Raw genomic sequence first — 22,814 nt, 5'->3', positions numbered from 1 at the left:
ACCGAAGTCGTACGGGCCCTCTCAGGTGCTCAGCTCAGGCTGGAGCTACCAGATCGATCAGCAAGAACTACTTGGTGATCTTGGTGACCTGGCCGGCGCCCACCGTACGACCACCCTCACGGATGGCGAACTTCAGGCCCTCTTCCATGGCGATGGGCTGGATGAGCTCCACCTTCATCTCGGTGTTGTCACCCGGCATCACCATCTCGGTGCCCTCGGGGAGGGTCACAACGCCCGTCACGTCCGTCGTACGGAAGTAGAACTGCGGACGGTAGTTGTTGAAGAACGGCGTGTGGCGGCCACCCTCGTCCTTGGACAGGATGTAGGCCTGGGCCTCGAAGTCGGTGTGCGGCGTGACCGAACCCGGCTTGATGATGACCTGGCCGCGCTCGACGTCCTCGCGCTTGATGCCACGGAGGAGCAGACCGACGTTCTCGCCCGCCTGGCCCTCGTCGAGCAGCTTGCGGAACATCTCGATGCCGGTGACCGTGGTGGTGGTCTTCTCCTGCTTGATGCCGATGATGTCAACGGTCTCGTTGACCTTCAGGACACCACGCTCGATACGGCCGGTGACGACCGTACCGCGACCGGTGATCGTGAAGACGTCCTCGACGGGCATGAGGAACGGCTTGTCGACGTCACGCTCGGGGGTCGGGATCGCCTCGTCGACGGCGGCCATGAGGTCGAGAACCGACTGACCCCACTCGGCGTCGCCCTCGAGCGCCTTGAGCGCCGAGACCTTGACGACCGGCAGGTCGTCGCCCGGGAACTCGTACTCGGAGAGGAGCTCACGGACCTCGAGCTCGACGAGCTCCAGGATCTCCTCGTCGTCCACCATGTCGGCCTTGTTCAGGGCGACGACGATGTACGGAACGCCGACCTGGCGGGCCAGGAGCACGTGCTCCTTGGTCTGCGGCATCGGGCCGTCGGTGGCGGCGACCACGAGGATGGCGCCGTCCATCTGCGCGGCACCGGTGATCATGTTCTTGATGTAGTCCGCGTGACCCGGGCAGTCGACGTGCGCGTAGTGACGCGTCTCCGTCTGGTACTCGACGTGCGCGATCGAGATCGTGATACCGCGCTGACGCTCCTCGGGAGCCTTGTCGATCTGGTCGAAGGCCGAGGCCTCGTTCAGGTCGGGGTACGCGTCGTGCAGCACCTTGGTAATGGCGGCCGTGAGGGTCGTCTTACCGTGGTCGATGTGACCGATGGTGCCGATGTTGACGTGCGGCTTAGTCCGCTCGAACTTCGCCTTCGCCACGGGGGTCCTCCTGGGAGTGGTTCTGGAACGCCTTGCTTCATCGGCGCCAGGTGATCTTTGCTGGAAAGCCCGGGTCCAGGGGGCAAACATCCGGGGATGCGGTTGTTTGCCCCTTGAGGCTCCGGAGTCAAGCCTACGGCGTGTAAACCGAGTGTGTTACTCGCCCTTGGCCTTCGCGATGATCTCCTCGGCGACGTTCCGCGGAACCTCGGCGTAGGAGTCGAACTGCATCGAGTAGCTTGCGCGACCCGACGTCTTGCTGCGGAGGTCGCCGACGTAGCCGAACATCTCCGACAGGGGCACCAGGCCCTTGACGACGCGGGCACCGGCCCGCTCCTCCATGGCCTGGATCTGACCACGGCGGGAGTTGATGTCGCCGATGACCTCGCCCATGTAGTCCTCGGGCGTGGTGACCTCGACGGCCATCATCGGCTCGAGCAGCACGGGGCTGGCCTTGCGCGCGGCCTCCTTGAAGGCCTGCGAACCGGCGATCTTGAACGCGAGCTCGGAGGAGTCCACCTCGTGGTAGCCACCGTCGAGCAGGATGACGCGCACGCCGGTCATCTCGTAACCGGCGAGGATGCCGAACTGCATGGCCTCCTGCGCACCGGCGTCGACCGAAGGGATGTACTCCTTCGGGATACGACCACCGGTCACCTTGTTCACGAACTCGTACGAGGCGTCGCCGCCCTCGATCGGCTCGATCGCGATCTGCACCTTCGCGAACTGGCCGGTACCACCAGTCTGCTTCTTGTGCGTGTAGTCGACCCGGTCGACCGCCTTGCGGATGGTCTCGCGGTAGGCGACCTGCGGCTTGCCGACGTTGGCCTCGACCTTGAACTCACGGCGCATACGGTCGACCAGCACCTCGAGGTGCAGCTCGCCCATGCCACCGATGATGGTCTGGCCGGTCTCCTCGTCCGAGTGGACCTGGAACGACGGGTCCTCTTCGGCCAGGCGCTGGATCGCGATGCCCAGCTTCTCCTGGTCGCCCTTCGACTTGGGCTCGATGGCGACCTGGATGACCGGAGCCGGGAAGTCCATGGACTCCAGGATCACGGGCTGCTTGTCGTCGCACAGCGTCTCGCCGGTCGTGGTCTGCTTCAGACCCATGACGGCGACGATGTCGCCGGCGCCGACCGACGCGATCTCCTCACGCTTGTTCGCGTGCATGCGGTAGATCTTGCCGATGCGCTCCTTCTTGCCCTTGACGGAGTTCAGCACCGCAGTGCCGGACTCCAGGCGGCCCGAGTAGACCCGGACGAAGGTGAGCTTGCCGAGGTGCGGGTCGCTCATGATCTTGAACGCCAGCGCCGACAGCGGCTCGTCGTCGGACGGCTTGCGCTTGACGATCTCCTCCGGGTCCTTGACGTCGTGGCCCTCGATGGCCTCGACGTCCAGGGGGGAGGGGAGGTAGCGCACGACCGCGTCGAGCAGGGGCTGGACGCCCTTGTTCTTGAACGCGGTGCCACAGAACACCGGGGTGACCGTGGTGTCGTTGGACTTGCCGGACGCGATGGTGATGCGACGGATCGCGGCGTACAGCTGCTCCACGGAAGGCTCCTGGCCCTCCAGGTACAGCTCCATGATCTCGTCGTCGTTCTCGGCGACGGTCTCGACGAGCTTGCCGCGGTACTCCTCGGCAGCCTCGGTGTGGGTGGCCGGGATGTCGACGACGTCGTACATCTCGCCCTTCTCCGCCTCGGCGGACCACACGAAGGCCTTCATCGTGACCAGGTCGACGACGCCCTTGAAGTCGGCCTCGGCACCGATCGGCAGCTGCATGACGATCGGCTGCGCGCCGAGGCGGCTGCTGATCATGTCGACGCAGCGGTGGAACTCCGCACCGGTCCGGTCGAGCTTGTTGACGAAGCAGATACGCGGAACGCCGTAGCGGTCCGCCTGACGCCAAACGGTCTCGGACTGGGGCTCGACACCCGCGACGCCGTCGAACACCGTCACGGCACCGTCGAGCACGCGCAGCGAACGCTCCACCTCGACGGTGAAGTCGACGTGGCCCGGGGTGTCGATGATGTTGATGGTGTGGTCGACATCGGCAAGCGGCCAGTGACAGGTGGTGGCAGCAGAGGTGATCGTGATGCCACGCTCCTGCTCCTGCTCCATCCAGTCCATCGTGGCGGCGCCGTCGTGGACCTCACCGATCTTGTAGGAGACGCCGGTGTAGAACAGGATCCGCTCGGTGGTGGTCGTCTTGCCCGCGTCGATGTGGGCCATGATCCCGATGTTGCGGACCTTGGCCAGGTCAAGTGAAGTGGTAGCCATAAGGCTTTCGTCTTCTCTCGGTCTCGATGTGGGTAGCGACTACCAGCGGTAGTGCGCGAAGGCCTTGTTGGACTCGGCCATCTTGTGGGTGTCCTCGCGCTTCTTCACAGCGGCGCCGAGGCCGTTGGACGCGTCGAGAAGCTCGTTGAGGAGGCGCTCGGTCATGGTCTTCTCGCGACGGGCGCGGGAGTAACCGACGAGCCAGCGCAGCGCCAGGGTGCTCGCGCGACCCGGCTTGACCTCGATCGGGACCTGGTAGGTCGCGCCACCGACACGGCGGGACTTGACCTCGATGGTCGGCTTGATGTTCTCGAGAGCGCGCTTCAGCGTGATGACCGGGTCGTTGCCGGTCTTCTCGCGCAGGCCCTCCATGGCGCCGTAGACGATGCGCTCGGCGGTGGAGCGCTTGCCGTTCAGCAGCACCTTGTTGATGAGCGACGTGACAAGAGGAGAACCGTAGACCGGGTCGATGATGACCGGGCGCTTCGGGGCAGGGCCCTTACGAGGCATTGTTTACTTCTCCTTCTTGGCGCCGTAGCGGCTGCGGGCCTGCTTGCGGTTCTTGACACCCTGGGTGTCGAGCGAACCGCGGATGATCTTGTAGCGAACACCGGGCAGGTCCTTCACACGGCCACCACGCACGAGCACGATCGAGTGCTCCTGCAGGTTGTGTCCCTCACCCGGAATGTAAGCAGTGACCTCGATACCGCTGGTCAGACGCACACGCGCGACCTTACGCAGGGCCGAGTTCGGCTTCTTCGGGGTGGTCGTGAACACACGCGTGCAGACGCCGCGACGCTGGGGCGAACCCTCGAGTGCGGGCGTCTTGTTCTTCTCGACCTTGTCCTGCCGGCCCTTCCGGACCAGCTGCTGGATCGTAGGCACTACTTCTCCGGTTTCTGTGTGCCGAATGGTGAAGCTAACCTGGAACTTCGCCGACCCACGCGGTCGGGTGTGTCGAATCCGGCGGACTTCCGCCGCGAGGCAGGAAGAGGCGCAGATCACGGTGGCCGCTAGCTAGGCCCCGTGTGCGGTTGAAGACACGCACGAGGGCCAGGGCACACCCCAGGCACAAGGTCTGAGCGTACCTAGCGCATTCACTCCGGTCAAAACAGAAGCCCCGCTCACGACACGCCGAAGGTTTACGAGCGCTGCCTCAGCCCCTGTGATACCGGCGCCGCAGCGTCCGCGGAGCCTCCCGGGGGCGGTGCCGGGGACGGCACGGCCGGGTTGCCGGCCCGCGACGGCCGCTTCGCGGCGTCCGCCGCCGCGCCTGCCGCCGTGTCGTGACCGATGAAGTACGTCGGACGGTTCTGTACGGCCGTATAGATGCGACCGACGTACTCGCCGAGCAGGCCCACGCAGACCAGCTGGACCGCGCCGATGAACAGCACGCCGATGAAGAGGGACGTCCAGCCTGGGACGGTGTGCTGGAAGGCGTGGGCGCTCAGGGTGTAGATCATCAGGGCCAGGCAGACCAGGAACGCGAAGCCGCCCAGCCAGGTGGCGATGCGCAGGGGCGCCGCCGAGAAGCCCGTGACGCTGTCGACGGCCAGCCGGATCATCCGGCCGAGCGGGTACTTGCTCTGGCCCGCCGGCCGCGGGGCGCGCTCGTAGCGGACCTCGCCGCTGGGGAAGCCCAGCCAGGGCACGAGAAGGCGGTAGACCCGCTGCTGGTCCGGCAGGGCCTTCAGGGCGTCCACGGCGGCCCGGCTCAACAGCCGGAAGTCACCGGCCTGGGCCGGCACCGACGGTCCGGCGAGACGGCGGACGAGCCGGTAGTACAGGCCCGCCGTCCACCGCTTGAAGCCGGTGTCGCTGGCCCGGTCGGCGCGGATGCCGTAGACGATGTCGAGGTCCTTGGCGCGGGCCAGCGCGAGCATCTCGGTAATCTTCTCGGGCGGGTCCTGGAGGTCGGCGTCGATGCTGACGACGTAAGCGCCGTGCGCCCGGTCCAGGCCCGCGGTGAGGGCGGCCTGGTGGCCGGAGTTGCGGCGCAGGCCGATGATCCGCAGCTCAGGCCAGCCGAGCCGGAAGGCGGCCAGCAGCTCGGCCGTGCGGTCGGTGCTTCCGTCGTCGACGGCGACGACCTCGTAGCCGACGCCGAGGTCCGCCAGGACCGGGCGCAACCGGCTGACCAGCGCGGGAAGTACCTCTTCCTCGTTGTACATGGGTATGACGACCGACAAGACGGTCGCCGCGGCCGTGGTGTTCGGCGCTTCGGTCACCCGTCCTCCCCCAACCTGTGGCGCACATGTGCGACTCTGTTGCGATCTTATGACCACACTCTTATGACCACACTTCACGATCATCCGGACAACGGTGCCGCCCCTGGGTGTCCGGCGATCGGCCGAGGGGGGACCCCAGCCATGAGCACGGCTTCCAGCGACACGGCGACGGACTCCGCCGTGCCCGACGGGCCACAGGAGCGCTCGCGGAGACTGCGCCGCCTCACCCTGCCGGACGGTGTACGACCGTACCTCGCCCCGCTGCTCCTCTACGGCGTCACGAAGCTCGTGGGCCTGATCGTGTTCGCCTGGCTCCTGGAGTCGGCCGACGAATACCAGAAGAAGAACCCGCGCTTCGGCGGCGGCGCCCACTGGTGGGACGTCCTGTCCACCTGGGACGGCTGGTGGTACCTCCAGGTCGCCGAGAAGGGGTACGACCCCCGCCCCCTGGAGCAGCTCGCCCCGGGCGGACTTTTCACCGTCAAGCAGAACTCGGTCGCCTTCTTCCCGCTCTACCCGGGCCTGATCCGGGGCGTCTCCGAGATCACCGGGCTGGGGCTGTACGGCTCCGGGATCCTGGTCTCGGTGCTCGCCTCCTTCGTCGCGGCCGCCGGCATCTACGCCGTGGTCTCGACGCTCGCCGGGGTGCGGGCGGGCACGATCGCGGCCGGGCTGTGGGCGGTGGCACCCGGCGCGGGCGTCGAATGGGCGGTCTACTCGGAGTCGGTCTTCGTCGCCATCGCCTCCTGGTGCTGCTACTGCGTGATGAAGCGGCGGTGGGTCGCGGCGGGGCTGCTCGCCTTCGTGGCCGGGCTCAACCGGCCGACCTCCGCCGCACTGATCGGCGCGGTCGGGCTGGCCGCGATCGTCACGCTGGCCCGGCGGGAGAGCAGGCGCGAGCACGGGGTCTCGGGTCCCCTGTACGCCATGTTCGCCGCGCCGCTCGGCCTGCTCACCTACATCACCTGGGTCGGCCTCAGCATGGGCGACCTCACCGCGTACTTCACGCTCCAGCGCGAGGGGTGGGCGCACTACTTCGACTTCGGCTCCTACACCCTCGACGTGCTCGGCAACACGGCGGTCGGTCGCCACAACTACCTGTTCGCGTTCTCGGTCCCCGACCTCCTCGGCGTACAGCTGGTGCTGGCGCTGCCCTTCCTGATCGCGCTGATGCTCCGCAAGAAGCCGCCGCTGGTGCTGGTCGCGTACACCCTGGCGAGCGTGATCACCGTGCTGGGCACCCAGCAGATGTTCGGCAACACGGGGCGGTACCTGCTGCCGGTCTTCCCGCTGCTGCTGGCCCCCGCTGCGGCGCTGAGCCGGCTGAAGTGGCCGAGTCTGGCGGTGTTCTTCGGGACGGCGGCCATCGCGTCGGGGTGGTACGCGCACTACGTGATCTTCGAGTTGGGCATTCCGTAGACCCTGTGCGTTCATCCGGTGCGGTGAGCCGGTTCGGCGCAGGGGCCGGAGGTCACCGGGCCCGGCGGGTGGCGCGTTCGGCGGCGAACACGTCCTCCAGGCGGAAGAGCTGGGCCCGTCCCGCCTTGCCGGCCGGCTCGAGATGCCCCAGCTGGACCCACTTGCGAATCGTGGCGGGGGCCACACCGACCTCCTGGGCCGCGAGAGGGCCGGGAATCAGGGTCGGTTGCCCGGTGGCGCGTCGGTCGGGGGTGCGTCGGTCGGGGGTGCTCATGCGCGCGTCCACTCCCCCTCGTCCCAGGTGTGCCGGTAGGCCGGGTCGTCGTGGCAGCCGCAGTCCGGTTCCGGGCAGCGGCAGGCCGGATTGACGCAGAGGACGGCCGCCCGGTCGGGGAAGGCCCGCAGGGAGACGGAGTCGCACCAGGGGCAGCGGCCGGCGACCCGTACGACGGTCTCGGTGTCGCCCAGCGCGCGGGCGCAGCGGCGGGCCATCCGCCGGGTCTCGTCGCGCACATGCGCGGCCAGGACGGTGTCGGCGGCCACGCGGTCGAGGAGCGAGGCGATCCGGCGCAGCCGCTCGGGCACGGAGGCGCGGCGCGGGCGGGGCAGGCCGAGCCGGTCGCGTACCGCCTCCTCCAGTTCGAGCACGCCGTCGGTGATGTCGCGGATGGCGTCGGAGACATGCAGGCGGAGCGGGGCCGCGCCGTGGCCGGGCGCCACCAGCCCGTGCCGCTGCCGGAGCAGCAGCTGCTCCTCGCGCTCCTCGCGCAGGCGGGTGCCGAGATCGGCGGGGGGCCGCGGTGCGGCGGGGCGGTGCGCGGGGGTGGTGCGGCCGGGGACCAGTTCCGTGGACAGCTCGGGGAACTGCTGGAGAAGGGTGCCGATCCAGAGGGCGGCCTGGGCGGTGGGGCGGTCCTCGCAGGCTTCAGCCACGGGTGTCTCCCTGGGCCGGCAGGTGGGCGAGGCCGACGGCCGGGGCCGGCGGGAGGAGATGCGCGGGCACGGGGACCGGGCGGCCGGAGCGCCAGAGACGGCCGCCGCAGACGCCGTCGAACCAGTTGTCGGCCGGTGCCACCGCCTCCTCGCAGGCCCGCCGCACGCGGCAGCCGGCGCAGGCCCGCAGCGCGGGGGCGGCGACCTTGGCCTTCTTGGAGAAGACGACCCGCGGGGAGAGCCCGGTACAGGCGGCCGCGGACTGCCAACCGGGGGCTGATGGGCAGGAACTCGTTTCGGGCATGGACATGGGACCCCCCTGGGTTCGTGAACGAGCCGTGCTGGGTGAACGCCCCCAGACTTACAGATTGCGTGCGCGCCCGCAACGAAATTCAGACGGGCAGGGGCTCGCGACATCCCCCGAATCTCCACGAACGGCACGAACTTTCCTCAGTGCTTGCTCGAGAGCACGTAATTCCGCGCGCGCAAGCAAGCTAAACTCTTGCCCACCCCCGAAGGAAGAGAGAAAGACATGACCAACCAGGGCTTGGACGCATTCGCCGCGTGGGTCGAAGACCTCATGCGCGAACGCGGCTACGACATCGACAGTCCACGCGGCGGCGGCAAGTCGAGAATCGCGGACGAGGCCGGTGTTCATCGCGCCGCGGTCACCCGTCTGCTCCAGCGGCAGAGCATGCCGGACCTCGAGACCACCCGCAGGCTCGCCCGCGTGCTCGGTGTGCCGGTCCGCGACATGCTCATCCGCTCCGGCCGGCTGACCGCGGAGGAACTGGCCGACCCGCACGACTACCTGGCCTCGCCCGCGCCCGGCGCGGACTTCGGCCGCCGCCCCACGCTGGAGGAGGTCGCCGACCTGCTGGGCGTGCCCGCCGAGCGCCGGGAGATGTTCGTCAGGGTGGTGGAGCAGTTCCTGCCGAGCGAGGCCGAGGCCGAGGTGGCGCACGTGCGTGAGGTGCGTGAGGACCGGCGGGTCCTGGTGGAGACGGCCGCGGCCGCACCCACCGCCGACTGACCGAGCCGAACCACCGGTCGCATGCCGTGCCGGTTGTGATGCCGTGCCGGTTCTGATCGAAGGGCGCCCGTGGGCCGACGGGGGCTCCGATCGACGGCACTACGGCCACGACCCGCACCACGACTACGACCCGCACCAAGGCTTGCGCCTGCACTCACCCTCCCCCCTCAGCTCTCCCCTCAGCTCTCCCCTCCCCTGCACCTCCGCTCCCCCTCCCACTCCCCCACCGCCTCCCCCTTCCTGACCTGCGCTCCCGCCCCTCCCGTACCTCTGCGCACATCTCTCTCGCCGTTTTAGTTGCGTGCGCGCACGCTCGTCTGTCACAGTTGGTGCAGCGGCGGAGCTGTGCCCGCGAGCCCCGAGCGGGCCGCACCCGCCGCCGTACGCCGGGCCGAGGCGCCGCGCGCCTCCCCTTCCCCGCCCCCGCGCGGCGCCCGCCCGGCGACTTCCCCTTCTTCCCGGCGAGGTGACCCGGCATGACCACACCCACCCCACCGAGCGCCTTCCCGGACGTCGAGGCCCTGGTCGTCGACATCCTGGAGGCCGACTCGGCGCTCTCCACGGCGCTCGTCGCCGTCGAACCGCCCGCGAACTTCGACGGCACGACCGCCGCCGTCCTCGTCAACCGGCGCGGCGGCGCGTGGATCGGCGAGCTGCACGTCGACCAGCCGCTGATCGAGTTGGAGGTGTACGGCCCGACCAAGCAGGCCGCGCACGTCCTGGCCAACTCCGCCCGCCGCGCGCTGCTGGCCGCGGCCGGCAACCGGTACGGCACGAACCTCATCACCGAGGTGGAGGAGCAGGACGGCCCGCGCTGGCTGCCCGACTACCTCTACTCCGCGGCCAACCGCTACGTCGGCGTGCTCAAGGTGTTCCTGGACGTCTACTGAGACCTCCGCCGAGACATCAGCCGAGACCTCTGCCGAGACATCCCCCGACGCACCCCGCGCGGGCGTTCCCGTTCCGCGCCCCACCGACCGAAGGCCCCGCCGTCCGCACGGCGGGGCCTTCGCCGTACCCGGAGCGCTTGTCCACCGGGCGACGGCACCCAGCACCACCGCACCACTCCACCCCGGCACACCCCTCTATAAGGAGACCCACCCATGGCAGGAACCAACTCCTCCGAGATCCGCATCGCAGGCGTCGGCCGGCTCTACGTCGCCGCCGCCGACACCAAGGTTCCGACGACCTTCTCCACCGACCCGTCCACCGACTGGGCCACCGGTTGGAAGAACCTCGGCTTCACCTCCGGTGAGGGCGTCACCTTCAGCAAGAAGGACAAGCTGGAGCCGGTCGACGTGTGGCAGGCCGTGAGCCCGGTGCACTTCGTGTACTCGGACCGCGACCTGACCCTGAAGTTCTCGCTGATGCAGTTCAACGAGGACACGCTGCCGTTCTTCATGGGCGGCGGCGCGGTCGAGGCGGTCACCGGCTCGACCGGCGTCTACAAGTACGAGATCGCCGACCGCCCGTACGCCGACGTGCGCGCCCTCGGCCTGGAGTTCACGGATGTCCGCGCCTCCGACGGCGCCACGGTGACCTACCGCTTCGGTGTTCCGCGCGGCCAGGTCACGGCGGCGGACGACATCAAGCTGGCCCGCAAGTCGGCGGCCCAGCTCGGCATCACCTACACGGCGATGGCCGCCGCCGACGGTTCGGCGCTGGCCAGCTTCGTGATGAAGGACGCCGCGTACGCCCCGCCCCGGGCCCACACCTCTCTTCCGCAACCCAAGGAGCACCCATCGCCATGGCCCGTTTCGACGTCAACGCCGCCCGCGCCCAGCGCCTCGAAGCCCTCGGCCGTACCTGGTCGTTCGAGCTCGACGACGAGAGCTTCACCCTGCCCACGGAGCTGACCCGCGCCACCGCGAAGGCGCTGCGCGAGCTCGACGACAACGACGTGGACGGGCTGCTCGGGCTGCTCATGGGCGAGCAGCAGTTCGCCCGCTTCGAGCGGCACGAGGTCACCATGCAGGACATCGCAGCGATCCTGGAGGCCTACGGCAAGGAGACCGGGCTCGGCCTGGGGGAAGGCTGAGCCTCGTCGGGTTCGTCGACGAACACGCCGAGGCCCTCGAAGCGGACCTGCTCCGCTATTACGGGATCGATCTGCTCGACTGGCACCGCGAGCGCCTCTCCGCGCGGCGACTCGCGGTGCTCATCAAGCAGTTGCCGCGCGACAGTGCGCTGAACCGGGAACTGCGCGGCGAGGCCGCCGAGTGGTCGGTGACCGACCATCTGCTGGCCGCCGCCGTGGACCATCTGGCGGCCGCCAACTGGATGTTCGCCTGCGTCAACTCGGAGGAGGGGGACCAGCCGGACGCCCCGGCTCCGGTGCCGCGTCCGGTGGACCTGGCCGAGAACGGCACCTACGGCGACGCCGACGCGTACGAGGAGTACGAGGAGTACGAGGAGCAAGCGAAGTCCGGTGAGCGGGCCGGGGACATCGGGCGGTCGGCCCCGGGGCCGGACACCGCGACGGACGGCTCACCGGCACCCGCGCCGGACGGGGCGCCGTCGGCGTTCCAACTGGCCCGCTTCTTCGGCTGATCCTCCCGGTCGCCCGGGCGCCCGTCGGACGGCCGGTCATGTCGTGCCCGTCGGATCCGCTCAGCGGGAGCCCGGCGGGCCGTTCTGCTCGTCCCGGCGGCGGCCACCGGCCCGGCCCTCCAGTTCGTCCGCGAGGGCCCGGGCCTTGTCCGAAAGCAGCCGGCGCCGGGGTTCGTCGCGGGCGCCCTGCGGATCGGCCGGCTCGACCGGCTCGACCGGCTCCGGCTGCTCGACGTCGTCAGTCCGCTCGACGTCAGCCCGCTCCGGCTGCTCCTGCGGTGGCCGTTCCGCGGTCCCGGAGCCGTCCGGCCTGCGCGCCCTCTCCCGTCCGGTGGCTCCGATCTCGCCGGGCAGGGCCAGCGGGGGCACGCTCGGCCGGCCGTTGCGCATGACCACCGGCCGCCGGTCGGAGGGCGTGACGCGCTTGCCCCGCACCTCACGGGCGGAGAGCAGGATGTCCCCTTCTGCACCGGAGCCGGCCTCGGCCCCACCGGCACCTCCGACCTCGTCATCGACGTCCCGGTCCCCCTCGTGCGACCCCCTGGCCGGGCTGCTCGCGCCCGTCGGGCCGGTCGGGCTCGTCGTCCCGACAACGTTGGCCGTGCCCGGGTCGCCGTACGGAGCCTCCTCGCCCCCGTCCGTCTCCCCTGCCGGGGGAGGTGTCGGCACCGGGGTTCCGTCCGCCACCGACCGTTCCCGTTCGCCGCGCTCCTCCACGCGCGTCCACGCGGACGGAGGGCGCAGCAGTTCGACATAGGGAAGCGGAATGACCTCGCCGCCGCGCTCGTGCTCGTGCTCCCCCTCGGCCCGTCGGGCCCGGCGGGGACGGTGGCCGGTGCGGGCGTCCTCCTGGCCCTGGAGATAGGCGGCGGTGATCCGCTCCTCGTACGCGCGGCGGATCGCGGGCAGCTGTTCGTCGACCACGTCGGCCCAGCCCGCGCTGTACGCGGCCAGTTCCCGCCGGTCGAGTTCGCTGCGGGGAAGGACCACCAGGTCGTCCGGTTCATGGCCGAGCCGGAGGACCAGCTCCGAGACACGGGCGATGAGATGCGGCAGATCGGGGGCCTGTTCGAGCCAGTCGATCACATGCTCGCGCCGCACGTTGCTCGCGTCCCCGTCCACCCCGTAGGCCTTGCTCTCGTCCCCTGGCCCCATCGCGCCCCCGCGCGAGGACGGCTGCCCGTCGCCGTCCACCGTCGTCTGGCGCTCACTCAGTTCCCTTGCGGAGCACCGCTGTTCACCTTCTCGTATCCGACGGGAGAACGGCCGGATCCTACTCCACGAACCTGGGCGACACTTCGGCCGCACCCGGCATCACCGCAGGTCCCGACCGCTGGACTACGGGGACTCCTCGCCAAACACAGAACGACACCACAGGATTACTCGTACACTAGTTCGAACACGCGTTTCGAACGCCCCAGAGGCGCCACCTGTACCACAGCCCAGCGGACAGACAGGAAAGCAGGCCGACATGGTGACTGGCACGAGCAACTCCCCGAAGCAGCCGATCGACACCTACACCCGCCTCGCCCACCTCCTGCACACCACACCCCCCGACCGCGAGGCCCTGCTCGACCGGGTGTACGAGGAACTGCTCGCCCGGGAGTCCCGTGCCTACGCGGCCGGCTGGTCGGACGCCCTGACGGAGGCGCGGCGGGCGCGCGGCGGGCGCCGCCCGTAGCCCGCGCGGCCCTGCCCGTCGCCCGCCCCACCCGAAGCTCGCGCCGCCCCGCCCCGCCCCGCCCATGGACCGCGACACCCCCGCCCGCGCGGTCCCGCACCAGGCGTCCGCCGCACGGTCAGCCGTTCTTCGTCCAGCGCGAGAACCCCCGAAGGATGGCCCGCCTGCTCCACCGCCGGCCGATGTGGAAATTGAGCTGGGGCAGCACCTTGCCCTGATGCATCCCCTGCCTGGTCCAGAACGAGTAGTGGATGTCATCGGCATCCCCGAAGAGCTGCCAGAACGTGGCGTCGTCGTCGTACCGGCCGATGAATTGCGCCATCTCCTCGGCCTGGGTCATCCGGTCGAGCCAGAAGAGCACGAGGGTCGTGCCCTCGTGCCCGGCATTCCATTCACCGATCGCCCGTACCGCCGGCAACGGCCGGCCGTACCAGGGTGCGTCGCCGACGCCAAGGCGTTCCTCCACCTTGCTGGCCGGGCCTGAATCCTCGAAGAGCCCCCGATCCATGTTCGGCCTGACCGCCCAGTCACCGATCCACTCGGACAGGGAACCCCGCTCCAGCCGCGTACGGATCACCTCGGTGCCGGCATCTCCGTAATTCGAATCCGTCGATTCCTCCGGATCTTTCGACTCACCGTAGAGGAAGACATCCACACCTCGCCCCGGATGGAATCCATCCGCGATCCGAAGGGCCCGTTCCGCAAACCAGGCGATCGAGCCTTTCCTTTTCGGCTCGAAATACCAATTCCAACTGGTGGGGACGGCGAGGACAACGCGCACATCGTCAGAAGGCATGCGGGAACGCTAGCACAGGAGGGCAATCATGGGACGAGATCTCAAGAAAATCGACGAGGATCTCAAAAACCTTGAGGACAACACCACCACCAGTATCGCCGGGATAAACACCAGACTCGGCGTACACACCACGGACATCGCCGGGATTAATACCAAACTCGGCACTCACTCGACGGATATCACCAAGCTCCAGCAGTCCTACAAAGGACTCCGCACCACCCACAGCGGAATCTCCACGTCCCTCTCGTGGATGAGCAACTCCATCGCCGCGCACACCAACGGCCTCACCGGCCTTGCCGCCAGCCTCACCCTGCTGACCGTCGGACTCTCGATCTTCAAGATCGACGAGAAGGGGATCACATTCCTCGGCGCAACCCGGGAATTCCCCTGGAAGAAACACATCGACGAGCTGCAGAAATGGAGGTTGATGGAGTCACAGACACAGAAGGAGAGCCGCGAGAAGAAAGAACGGCGCGAAAAGGTCGTAGACGACAACTTCCAGCACATCGAAAAACTCAAAGAGACCGAGCAGACGGTCGAGAAACTGAAGCAGCGACTCTTGGTTGTGCGAGACGCCGCGGACGCGGAACGCCGACGGCTGGAGGCAAATCCCAGGATGCGGACCGACCGGGGAATCGACGACCCGGTTCCCCTGGTCCGCGGTGTCGCCAGCGAGGTGACCGTTCTACGCAGGGCTCTCCGCGAACTCACCGCAGCACTCTAAGGAGACATCCATGTCGTTGTCCTCAGCGGCGAGCCGGGCCGCCAACTCACTGCAACAGTTCAAGGCACAGGCCACCGGAGTCGCGACGGCGACCCAGAACCTGAGTCGCGCGGCACAGAGCGGAAAGGGCGAGATCGGCAAGCTCCGCTCCGCGTCCCAGGAGACGACCAAGCAGCTGAAAGACCTCAGGACCGCCTCCGACCAAGCCGAGAAGTCGCTCGGCAAGGCCGGGAAGACCGGGTCCAGCGCCGGCACGAACCTCGGCAAGTACGAAACCGGGGCGGGCAAGGCGGCCAAGGGCCAGGACAAGATGAACAAGTCGATGAAGGGCAACTTCTTCGGCATGCTCATGGACCTGCTCGCACCGCTCATCGAGAAGGTCGTCGAAATGGCGACCAAGTCGAAGACCATGCAGAAGGTCCTCAAGACCGCCTTCGACGTCATCAAGTCCGTGATCAGCACGGTCATGAAGGCCATCGGGCCGATCATGAAGAACGCCGCCAAGCTGATCAAGTCGGTCTGGGACGGCATCAAGAAGGCGATCTCGGCCGTCGTCAAGGCCGTCGCCACGGTGATCAAGACCTACGTCGCCATCTGGAAGAAGGTCATCACCACCGCGCTGAACGCGATCAAGACGGTCGTCTCCAGCGTGTGGAAGGGCATCAAGGCCGTCATCTCGCCGGTCGTCAACTGGGTCAAGTCCGCGATCCCGAACGCCTTCAAGGCCGTCAAGGACAAGCTGTCCAGCATCTGGGGCGGCCTCAAAGGCATCGCGGGCCGCGCCTTCGACGGCATCAAGAGCGCGGTGAAGGGCCCGATCAACGCCGTCATCGGCATCATCAACCGCGCGATCGGAGCCCTCAACGGCATCAAGGTGTCGATCCCGGGCTGGGTCCCGGGCGTCGGCGGCAAGACCTTCGGCGTCAGCCTGCCCAGGATCCCCATGCTGGCCACCGGCGGTGTCGTCATGCCCCGCTCCGGCGGTGTCCCCGCGATCCTCGCCGAGGCCGGTGAGGCCGAGGCCGTCCTGCCGCTGAGCAAGCTGGACCGGCTGCTGCGGCGGGCGGCGGCACAGGGTTCGGCGTACGCCGGGACGAGCGGTTCGGGAGGCGCGCTGCACATCGAGCACTACTACGCGGCCGAGAGCAGCAGCCCGCAGCGGACCGCCGACGCCTTGATGTTCCTGGCGAAGGCACGCGGATGAGTACCGCCGCGCTGCCTGCGGGAGGCGGGGTGGCCGACCTGTTCGCCGGGGTGGCACCGGCACTCCAGGCCTTCCGGTCCCGGCTCGGACAGAACACCGCCACGGCGCGTTCTCTGGTCGGCCGGATCAGGAGCGCCGCCACCGGCGTCGACGCCGTCCGTTCCGCCGCTTCCCAGGGCGCCACCGCCGTACGTCAGGTCAAGGCCGGCGCCGACGCCGCGAGCCGCTCCGTCGCGAAGACCGGCCGGACCGCCACCGAAGCCGCCTCCGGCATCAAGTCGGCCGGCACCCGCGCCAAGGGCGCCGGCAAGCCCCTCGGCGCCCTGAACTCCGCGTTCGGCGGTGTCCTCGCCATCGTCGGCGCGCTGATCGAGGCCTCCGGCGTGCTCGGCGACCTCATGGGAGCCTTCGGCACCGCCATGACCATCGGCTCCGGCGTGATGCTGATCATCAACGCCCTCACCCGCGCCAACCCCATCGGGTTCGTCACCGGTCTCCTCCTGCCCGTCGCCGGCTGGCTGATCGATCTCGCGCTGAACTCCGAGACCGGGCAACGGCTGATGGAACAGCTCGCCACCCTCGTACTGAAGTACGTCGAGGGCTATCTGACCGTCATGACGCCGCTGCTCAAGGGCATCGCGAGCGCCGTGAACACCTACGTCACCGGCTACCTCGGTGTCATCACCACCGCGCTCACCGCGATCGTCGGTACCGGCTTCGCCGTCCTGAAGGCGCTGACCACCGGGGACACCCGGGCGCTCAGCGGCAGGGTGTCGTCGGTCTGGCGGGGGTTCAAGGACGCGGTGCGGCCGGCGCTGGAGTGGATCACCAGGGACGTCCCCCGGATGTTCACCCGGATCAAGGAGGCCACCTCCCGCACCCTGGACGCGATGGGCAAGTTCGTGACGACCGGCACCCAGACCGTCGCCGGTGTGGTCAAGGGGCCGATCCAGGGACTCATCGCCTTCGCCAACTGGGTCATCGACGGGCTCAACTCCCTGAGCTTCTCGATCCTCGGCAAGAAGTTCGGCATCCACCTGGACAAGATCCCGATGCTCGCGGAGGGCGGCATCGCCGTCCCCGGCGCCTCCCGGGGCGCGGGCCGGGTGCTGCCGCTGACCGCCCTGGAGCGGCAGCGGGCTCTCGCCCGGCGACACCGGACACCGACGCCTCCATCGCCCTACCGGGTCAAGGAGTTCCACGAGAGCGCGGGCACGGGCGCCCGGGGCACCGCGGAGGACCTGCTCTTCCTGGCCGCGGCCCACGCATGCGCCTGAACCCGCACACGGACCGGCAGCCGGACCCGCCGATGAACCCGCAGCCCCGCCGGCACACGCCCGCAGGCCCGCCCACCCAGGCGCCCTCAACCCCGCCGGCACACGAACCAGCAGCCCCGCCGGCACACGCCCGCAGGTCTGCCCGCGCAGGCGCCCGCAGGCCCGCCCACCCAGGAACCCGCAGCCGCGCGCCAGCACGCGAGCCCGCAGCCCCGCCGGCACACGCCCGCAGGCCCGCCCACCCAGGCGCCCGCAGGCCCACCCACCCAGGAACCCGCAGCCGCGCGCCAGCACGCGAGCCCGCAGGCCCGCCCACCCAGGAACCCGCAGCCGCGCCGGCACACGAGCCCGCAGGCCCGCCCGCGCAGGCGCCCGCAGGCCCGCCCACCCAGGAACCCGCAGCCGCGCCGGCACACGAGCCCGCAGGCCTGCCCGCACACGAGCCCGCAGGTCTGCCCGCGCAGGTGCCCCGCAGGTTCGCCTGCGCAGGTGCCCGCAGCCGCGGAGCCGCGCAGCCGCGCAGCCGCGCCGGCACGCGAGCCCGCAGCCGCGCCTGCTCAGGTGCCCGCGCGCAAACCCGCGCACAAGCCCTCACACGCGCCCGCACCTGAGCCGCAACGAGCCCGCACACAAGGAGTGAGGTGACGGCCCGATGGCCGAGATCACGACAACCGCATACACCGACGATGTGGCCCCCGGCTCACTCATCACCCGCGACGGGCAGATGCAGTGGGCCGGACTGCTGATGGGCCCCGGCACCCCCTACGAGATCGACCGCGGCGGCCTGAGCGGCTGGGAGGACCTGCCGGAGTACGACTCCTCCGACGCCGACCACCCCACCGCGCACGGCGCCTGGCCGGGCGCCCGCTACGCCAAGCCGCGCAAGGTCGGCGGCACGGTGTGGACCGTCCCGGCGCAGGACGACACCGCCTCCTCGCTCGCCGCCACCCGCGTCCTGCGCCAGGCCCTGCTGCTCGGCGACGCGGAGCGCTGGCTCGCGGTGCGGCTGCACGGCGAGACACTGGCCGTACGGGCCCGGGTCAGCCAGCGAGTGCTGGCCGCCGACCGGACGTACACCACACAGGGCGTCTCCCGGGCGTCCGTGCAGTGGTACGCCACCGACCCGCGCCGCTACTCGGTCACCGAGCAGACCGCCGTCACCGGCGCCCCGCAGCCGGAGAGCGGTCTGACCTGGCCGCTGACCTGGCCGCTGTACTGGGGACAGGCGGCCTCCACCGGGGACGTCAACGCCGACAACGGCGGCTCCGCGCCCACCCACCCGGTGATCACCTTCACCGGCCCGTGTGCCAACCCGACGGTGACCGACCGGACTTCGGCGCAGCGGCTGCGCTACGAGATCGCGCTGGCCTCGGGCGACGAGCTCGTCGTCGACACCTCCGCCGGCACGGTCACGCTCAACAGCACGGCCTCCCGCCGGCACACCGCGGCCGCGGACAGCAGCCCCGAGGAACTCTTCGCGTTCGCCCCCGGCCGCGCCCAGCTGGCCTTCCGACCCGACACCTACGGCACCGGCGCCCAGATGACGGTGCGCTGGCGAGAAGCGGAGTGGTGACCCCATGACCGTGCGAGCCGCCTGGCTCACGGAGACCGGCCAGACCCGGGAGGACACCCGGGTCACCCTCTCCGGACTTCTCACCCCGAACGCCCTGGTCGCGGAGAACATCCCGCTCAAGGCCCGCGGCGGTATCGTCCCCGGCGGCTTCGCGCTCAGCGGCGCCACCGGGGGCATGACCCTCACGATCGGCACCGGCCGCGCCTTCGTCCAGGGCGGCCGGACCAACCAGGGCACCTACCCCGTGGCGGTGACCGAACCCGAGAGCCTGACGATCGACGACGGCGACCCCACGCACCAGCGGATCGACCTGGTCGAACTCGTCGTCCAGGACAGCACCTACGACGGCACCGCGGACACCGTGGCACGCGTCCGGCTGGTCAAGGGCACCCCCGCGGCCACGCCCCAGCAGCCGGTCGGCCCCGACGGCAGCACCCTGCCGCTCTACCGGATCCTGGTGCCCGCCGGGGCGTCGGCCGGCTCCGGCGGACTGGCCTGGGACTCCGCCGTCACCAACCTGCGCTACGCCACGGTGGCCCTGGGCGGCATCGTCCCCGCCGCCGGCTTCAGCGGCGCGTACGCCGGCCAGTACCGCGACAACGCCGGCGTCCTGGAGCGCTGGGACGGCACCGCCTGGGTCGCGTACCCCAAGGGCGTCGGCGGGATCCCGCCGGCCGGCACCCTGACCGCGGGCAGCTACGCCGGCCAGTACCAGGAGGACCCCACCGGTCCGCTCCAGCGCTGGAACGGCAGCGCCTGGGTCGCGTACCCGAAGTCCGTCGGCGGCATCGCCCCCTCCGGCACCGTCGCCACCGGCGGCTACCCCGGCCAGTACCGCGAGGACTCGGCCGGTCTGCTCCAGCGCTGGAACGGCTCGGCCTGGAGCTACGCGGAGGGCCGCACGACCCTGCTGCTCAGCGTCTCGCAGATCAGCATGCAGTCCATGGCCCACGGCACGTGGACACAGGTGAGCATGCCGAGCACCGACGTGGACGACGCGGCCGGCTGGTCGGGGTCCAACACGTACACGGTGCCGAGGGCCGGCTGGTGGCGGGTGGCGGCCAACGTCAGCTGGTCCACCGAGTCCACCTCGGGTTCGCGCGGCGCGCGCCTCCATCTCAACGGCACCGGCGTCCCGCGCGCCACCTGGCTGGTCGGCGCGGGCCCGGCCATCACCTCGGTCGGCGGCACCGCCCTGTTCAGGTGCGCGGCGGGCGACAAGCTCGCGCTCTACGCGTTCCAGAATTCCGGCTCCGCCGTCAGCACGCTCGGCGGCTCCGGCTACTCCACCAACCTCACGGCCGAATGGATCAAGTCCTGACGCGTCCTGACGGACCCTCACCTCACCCGCCTTCCTCCCGGAGTTCTCCTCCGGAGACCACTGGAGACAGCAGATGAACCTGCGCAGCTCATGGGTGGCCGAGACCGGCCAGACCCGCGAGGACACCCGCCTGACCCAGCTCGGCGCGACCACCCCCGCCAACCCGCTGGACGTCCGCTCCGGCATCCTGCCCGGCTCCTACGACGGCCAGTACCGCCTCTCGGGCTTCTGGATGGAGGGCGGCGCGGGCACCATGACCGCCACCGTCCACGAGGGCCGGGCCGTCGTCCAGGCCGACAGCAACCAGGGCGCCTACCCGGTCACGCTGGCCGAGCCGATCTCCCTCACCTTCGCCGACGGCGACGCCTCCTACGGCCGGATCGACGTCGTCGTCCTGCGCGTCTACGACGACCTGTACGACGACTCCGGCTTCACCAAGGCCGCCGTGGAGATCGTCCGGGGCACCCCGGCGGCCACCCCCGTCGTGCCCGCCCTCCCGGAGATCGCGCTGCCGGTCTACCAGGTGGCCGTCCGGGCCGGCATCAGCGCCGGCAAGGGCGGGATCAACTGGAGCACCGACGTGACCGACCTGCGCACGCCCACCGTCGCGGTCGGCGGCATCCTGCCCGTCTACGGCGACACCGGCAACGGCGCCTACCCGGGCCAGTACCGCGACTCCGGCGGCGCCCTCCAGCGCTGGGACGGCTCCGCCTGGGTGTCCTACCCCAGCGCCCTGGGCGGCATCGCCCCCTCCGGCACCGTCACCACGGCCAGTTACACGGGCCAGTACCGCGACAGCCCCGCCGGGCTCCAGCGCTGGAACGGCACCGCCTGGGTGACGTACCAGCCGGTCCCGACCTGGACGAACTACACGCCGGTCTGGCGCTGCGAGACCGGCGCGGCGCCCACCCTCGGCAACGGCACGCTGGCCGGGGCGTACGTGAAGACGGGCACCGTCGTCACCTTCCGGATCTACCTCAAGATCGGTTCGACGACCAACCTGTCCGCCCAGGACACCAACGGCGACTGGACCTTCTCACTGCCGGCCACCCCGGTCTCCACCGCCTGGAAGCTGGACGGACGCGTGCTGAACGCGGAGGCCTTCGACGACTCCGCCGTCCTGATGTACCAGGGCAGCGGGCTCCTCGCGGTGGCCAACGGCGGAGTCGTCCGCTCGCTGCGCGACACCCTCAAGACCGGCACCAGCCCGTGGGACAAGTCGGCCCCGTTCGCCTGGGCCGTCAACGACATCCTCTCCATCCACGGCACCTACGAGTCGGCCTCCTAATCGGTCTCCGGACGAAGGGACACTCCATGACCGTACGTTCCGCCTGGCTGTCGCCCGACGGCCAGAGCCGGGAGGACACCCGGGTCACCCAGATCGGGGCGGTCACCCCGGTCACCGACATCAAGGGGCGCTCCGGTGTCCTGCCCGGCTCCGAGAACGGCCTGTACCGGGTCACCGGACTCTGGCTGAACGGCACCACCGGCGGCATGACCGCCACCGTCGGGGTGGGCCGGGCCGTCATCCAGACGTCCGTCGCCCGCGGCGCCTACCCGGTCGCCGTCACCGAACCGGTCCCGCTCACCTTCGATGCCGGCGACCCCCAGTTCGGCCGCGTCGACCTCGTCGTCCTGCGGATCTACGACGACGACTACGACGGCTCCGACCGCACCGAGGCCGCCGTCGAGATCGTCAAGGGCACCGCGGCCGCCACCCCGGTCGCCCCCGCCGCCCCGGACGCCTCGCTCGTCCTGTTCACCGTCGCCGTGGCCAAGAACGCCGGCGCCGGCAGCGGTGGCATCGACTGGGACAACGCCCGCGTCGATCTGCGCCCCACCACCGTCCCGCTCGGCGGCATCCTGCCGACCCGCTCCGACGACACCGCTCCCGGCGGCTACCCCGGCCACTACCGGGACGTCAACGACACACTCCAGCGCTGGAGTTCCACGGCCTGGGTGCCCTACCCCAAGGGTGTCGGCGGAGTCGTCCCGGCCGGGGTGCTGGCCACCGGCGGCTATGTCGGCCAGTACCGCGACTCCTCGCTCGGCCAGCTCCAGCGCTGGAACGGCAGCGCCTGGCAGCCGGCCGTGCCGGGGCCCGCCTTCGTGCAGTCGCTGGACGCCGGCACCACCGCCTCGACGACGTACACGGCCGCGCTGGCCTCCACCACCGTCACGGCGCTGACACTCAACTTCACCGCTCCGCCGTCCGGCGCCGTGATCATCGGCCTGGGCGCCCGGATGTCCTCGGGCGGCGAGACCGCACAGGCGCACATGTCCCCGCAGGTCACGCTGGGCTCCACGGTGATCTGGGCGGCGGACGACGAGCGGGCCGCCTCCGGTTCGGGCGCCGTGTCCAAGTCGACGTCGACCCAACTGCGCCTGAACTCCCTCACCGCCGGCTCGACCTACACCGTCACCGCGATGCACCGGTCGAGCAACGCGAGCTACACCTGCGCGTTCGACAACATCTTCCTGCGCGTCGACCCGATCGCCTGATCCACCGTCGCGCTCCCGCGCGCTCTCCC

Annotated in this window: 23 protein-coding genes and 1 pseudogene; 14 read left to right on the top strand and 10 right to left on the bottom strand. The window is 70.1% G+C overall.

What is annotated here, in order from left to right; genetic code table 11:
* Positions 1–67 precede the first annotated feature (67 nt).
* The 5 genes from tuf to G9272_RS26895 all read right to left on the bottom strand — a co-directional run bounded on the left by tuf (position 68) and on the right by G9272_RS26895 (position 5,772).
* A complete protein-coding gene (gene tuf, locus G9272_RS26915; protein ID WP_020132639.1) occupies positions 68–1,261 on the bottom strand; it encodes an elongation factor Tu in 1,194 nt (397 codons plus the stop codon).
* Positions 1,262–1,417: 156 nt separating this feature from the next.
* The gene (gene fusA / locus G9272_RS26910) at positions 1,418–3,544 is read right to left on the bottom strand and encodes an elongation factor G (protein ID WP_020132640.1); all 2,127 of its coding nucleotides are present in this window, start codon (positions 3,542–3,544) and stop codon (positions 1,418–1,420) included.
* A 39-nt stretch (positions 3,545–3,583) separates the two neighbouring features.
* Positions 3,584–4,054, bottom strand: a complete 471-nt coding sequence (gene rpsG, locus G9272_RS26905; RefSeq protein ID WP_020132641.1) for a 30S ribosomal protein S7 — start codon at positions 4,052–4,054, stop codon at positions 3,584–3,586.
* Between the two features lie 3 nt (positions 4,055–4,057).
* Entirely contained in the window at positions 4,058–4,429 is a 372-nt protein-coding gene (rpsL, locus tag G9272_RS26900; protein WP_003948652.1) for a 30S ribosomal protein S12, read from the bottom strand.
* 257 nt (positions 4,430–4,686) lie between these two features.
* Positions 4,687–5,772 (bottom strand): glycosyltransferase family 2 protein, encoded by a 1,086-nt coding sequence (locus tag G9272_RS26895; protein WP_171398924.1) that lies wholly within the window; start codon positions 5,770–5,772, stop codon positions 4,687–4,689.
* Positions 5,773–5,913: 141 nt separating this feature from the next.
* Between G9272_RS26895 and G9272_RS26890 the strand changes: the two genes are divergently transcribed.
* Positions 5,914–7,191 (top strand): glycosyltransferase family 39 protein, encoded by a 1,278-nt coding sequence (locus G9272_RS26890; RefSeq protein ID WP_171398923.1) that lies wholly within the window; start codon positions 5,914–5,916, stop codon positions 7,189–7,191.
* Between the two features lie 52 nt (positions 7,192–7,243).
* On the opposite strand, the gene G9272_RS26885 is transcribed toward G9272_RS26890, so the two are convergent.
* From G9272_RS26885 to G9272_RS26875, 3 genes are read right to left on the bottom strand one after another with little or no spacing between them, the layout of a single operon-like run.
* Entirely contained in the window at positions 7,244–7,465 is a 222-nt protein-coding gene (locus G9272_RS26885; RefSeq protein ID WP_171398922.1) for a hypothetical protein, read from the bottom strand.
* Positions 7,462–8,124 carry a hypothetical protein gene (locus tag G9272_RS26880; RefSeq protein ID WP_171398921.1) on the bottom strand — a complete coding sequence of 221 codons (663 nt, stop codon included), beginning with the start codon at positions 8,122–8,124 and terminating at the stop codon, positions 7,462–7,464. Before G9272_RS26880 ends, G9272_RS26885 begins: the two co-directional genes overlap by 4 nt.
* Positions 8,117–8,434: a WhiB family transcriptional regulator gene (locus G9272_RS26875; protein ID WP_253267959.1), complete on the bottom strand. Its 318-nt coding sequence runs from the start codon at positions 8,432–8,434 to the stop codon at positions 8,117–8,119. Before G9272_RS26875 ends, G9272_RS26880 begins: the two co-directional genes overlap by 8 nt.
* A 222-nt stretch (positions 8,435–8,656) precedes the next feature.
* Here G9272_RS26875 and G9272_RS26870 point away from each other — a divergent pair, with 222 nt between their 5' ends.
* From G9272_RS26870 to G9272_RS46425, 5 genes and pseudogenes are all read left to right on the top strand, one after another.
* Positions 8,657–9,157, top strand: a complete 501-nt coding sequence (locus G9272_RS26870; protein ID WP_171398920.1) for a helix-turn-helix domain-containing protein — start codon at positions 8,657–8,659, stop codon at positions 9,155–9,157.
* A gap of 476 nt (positions 9,158–9,633) precedes the next feature.
* The gene (locus G9272_RS26865; RefSeq protein WP_171398919.1) at positions 9,634–10,047 is read left to right on the top strand and encodes a hypothetical protein; all 414 of its coding nucleotides are present in this window, start codon (positions 9,634–9,636) and stop codon (positions 10,045–10,047) included.
* A gap of 213 nt (positions 10,048–10,260) precedes the next feature.
* Positions 10,261–10,854, top strand: a pseudogene (locus G9272_RS26860) (phage tail protein); the annotation flags it as partial.
* A 50-nt stretch (positions 10,855–10,904) separates the two neighbouring features.
* Complete coding sequence (locus tag G9272_RS26855; RefSeq protein ID WP_054238774.1) at positions 10,905–11,195, top strand: hypothetical protein; 291 nt, start codon at positions 10,905–10,907, stop codon at positions 11,193–11,195.
* A 116-nt stretch (positions 11,196–11,311) separates the two neighbouring features.
* The gene (locus G9272_RS46425) at positions 11,312–11,707 is read left to right on the top strand and encodes a hypothetical protein (RefSeq protein ID WP_437184307.1); all 396 of its coding nucleotides are present in this window, start codon (positions 11,312–11,314) and stop codon (positions 11,705–11,707) included.
* 60 nt (positions 11,708–11,767) lie between these two features.
* On the opposite strand, the gene G9272_RS26845 is transcribed toward G9272_RS46425, so the two are convergent.
* On the bottom strand, positions 11,768–12,862 hold the full coding sequence (locus G9272_RS26845) for a hypothetical protein (RefSeq protein ID WP_171398918.1): 1,095 nt from the start codon (positions 12,860–12,862) through the stop codon (positions 11,768–11,770).
* A 316-nt stretch (positions 12,863–13,178) separates the two neighbouring features.
* On the opposite strand from G9272_RS26845, the gene G9272_RS26840 reads away from it, so the two are divergent.
* Positions 13,179–13,388, top strand: a complete 210-nt coding sequence (locus tag G9272_RS26840) for a hypothetical protein (protein ID WP_171398917.1) — start codon at positions 13,179–13,181, stop codon at positions 13,386–13,388.
* Positions 13,389–13,506: 118 nt separating this feature from the next.
* Here the strand turns inward: G9272_RS26840 and G9272_RS26835 are convergent, their stop codons facing one another.
* Positions 13,507–14,184 carry a hypothetical protein gene (locus tag G9272_RS26835; RefSeq protein ID WP_171398916.1) on the bottom strand — a complete coding sequence of 226 codons (678 nt, stop codon included), beginning with the start codon at positions 14,182–14,184 and terminating at the stop codon, positions 13,507–13,509.
* A 28-nt stretch (positions 14,185–14,212) separates the two neighbouring features.
* Between G9272_RS26835 and G9272_RS26830 the strand changes: the two genes are divergently transcribed.
* The 7 genes from G9272_RS26830 to G9272_RS26800 all read left to right on the top strand — a co-directional run bounded on the left by G9272_RS26830 (position 14,213) and on the right by G9272_RS26800 (position 22,785).
* Positions 14,213–14,908, top strand: coding sequence for a hypothetical protein (locus tag G9272_RS26830; RefSeq protein WP_171398915.1), 696 nt, complete (start codon positions 14,213–14,215; stop codon positions 14,906–14,908).
* 10 nt (positions 14,909–14,918) lie between these two features.
* Positions 14,919–16,112, top strand: a complete 1,194-nt coding sequence (locus G9272_RS26825; protein ID WP_171398914.1) for a phage tail protein — start codon at positions 14,919–14,921, stop codon at positions 16,110–16,112.
* Positions 16,109–17,389, top strand: a complete 1,281-nt coding sequence (locus G9272_RS26820; RefSeq protein ID WP_171398913.1) for a tape-measure protein — start codon at positions 16,109–16,111, stop codon at positions 17,387–17,389. Before G9272_RS26825 ends, G9272_RS26820 begins: the two co-directional genes overlap by 4 nt.
* A gap of 652 nt (positions 17,390–18,041) precedes the next feature.
* Positions 18,042–18,962: a phage distal tail protein gene (locus tag G9272_RS26815; RefSeq protein WP_171398912.1), complete on the top strand. Its 921-nt coding sequence runs from the start codon at positions 18,042–18,044 to the stop codon at positions 18,960–18,962.
* A 4-nt stretch (positions 18,963–18,966) separates the two neighbouring features.
* On the top strand, positions 18,967–20,283 hold the full coding sequence (locus G9272_RS26810) for a hypothetical protein (RefSeq protein WP_171398911.1): 1,317 nt from the start codon (positions 18,967–18,969) through the stop codon (positions 20,281–20,283).
* Between the two features lie 73 nt (positions 20,284–20,356).
* Positions 20,357–21,571, top strand: coding sequence for a hypothetical protein (locus tag G9272_RS26805; protein ID WP_171398910.1), 1,215 nt, complete (start codon positions 20,357–20,359; stop codon positions 21,569–21,571).
* Between the two features lie 26 nt (positions 21,572–21,597).
* Positions 21,598–22,785 carry a hypothetical protein gene (locus G9272_RS26800; RefSeq protein ID WP_171398909.1) on the top strand — a complete coding sequence of 396 codons (1,188 nt, stop codon included), beginning with the start codon at positions 21,598–21,600 and terminating at the stop codon, positions 22,783–22,785.
* The last annotated feature ends 29 nt before the right edge of the window (positions 22,786–22,814 follow it).

This window comes from Streptomyces asoensis (assembly GCF_013085465.1).
GTDB lineage: Bacteria > Actinomycetota > Actinomycetes > Streptomycetales > Streptomycetaceae > Streptomyces > Streptomyces cacaoi_A.
The sequence above is the reverse complement of the archived record's forward strand: the minus strand, read 5'-3'. Positions and strand labels throughout refer to the sequence as shown.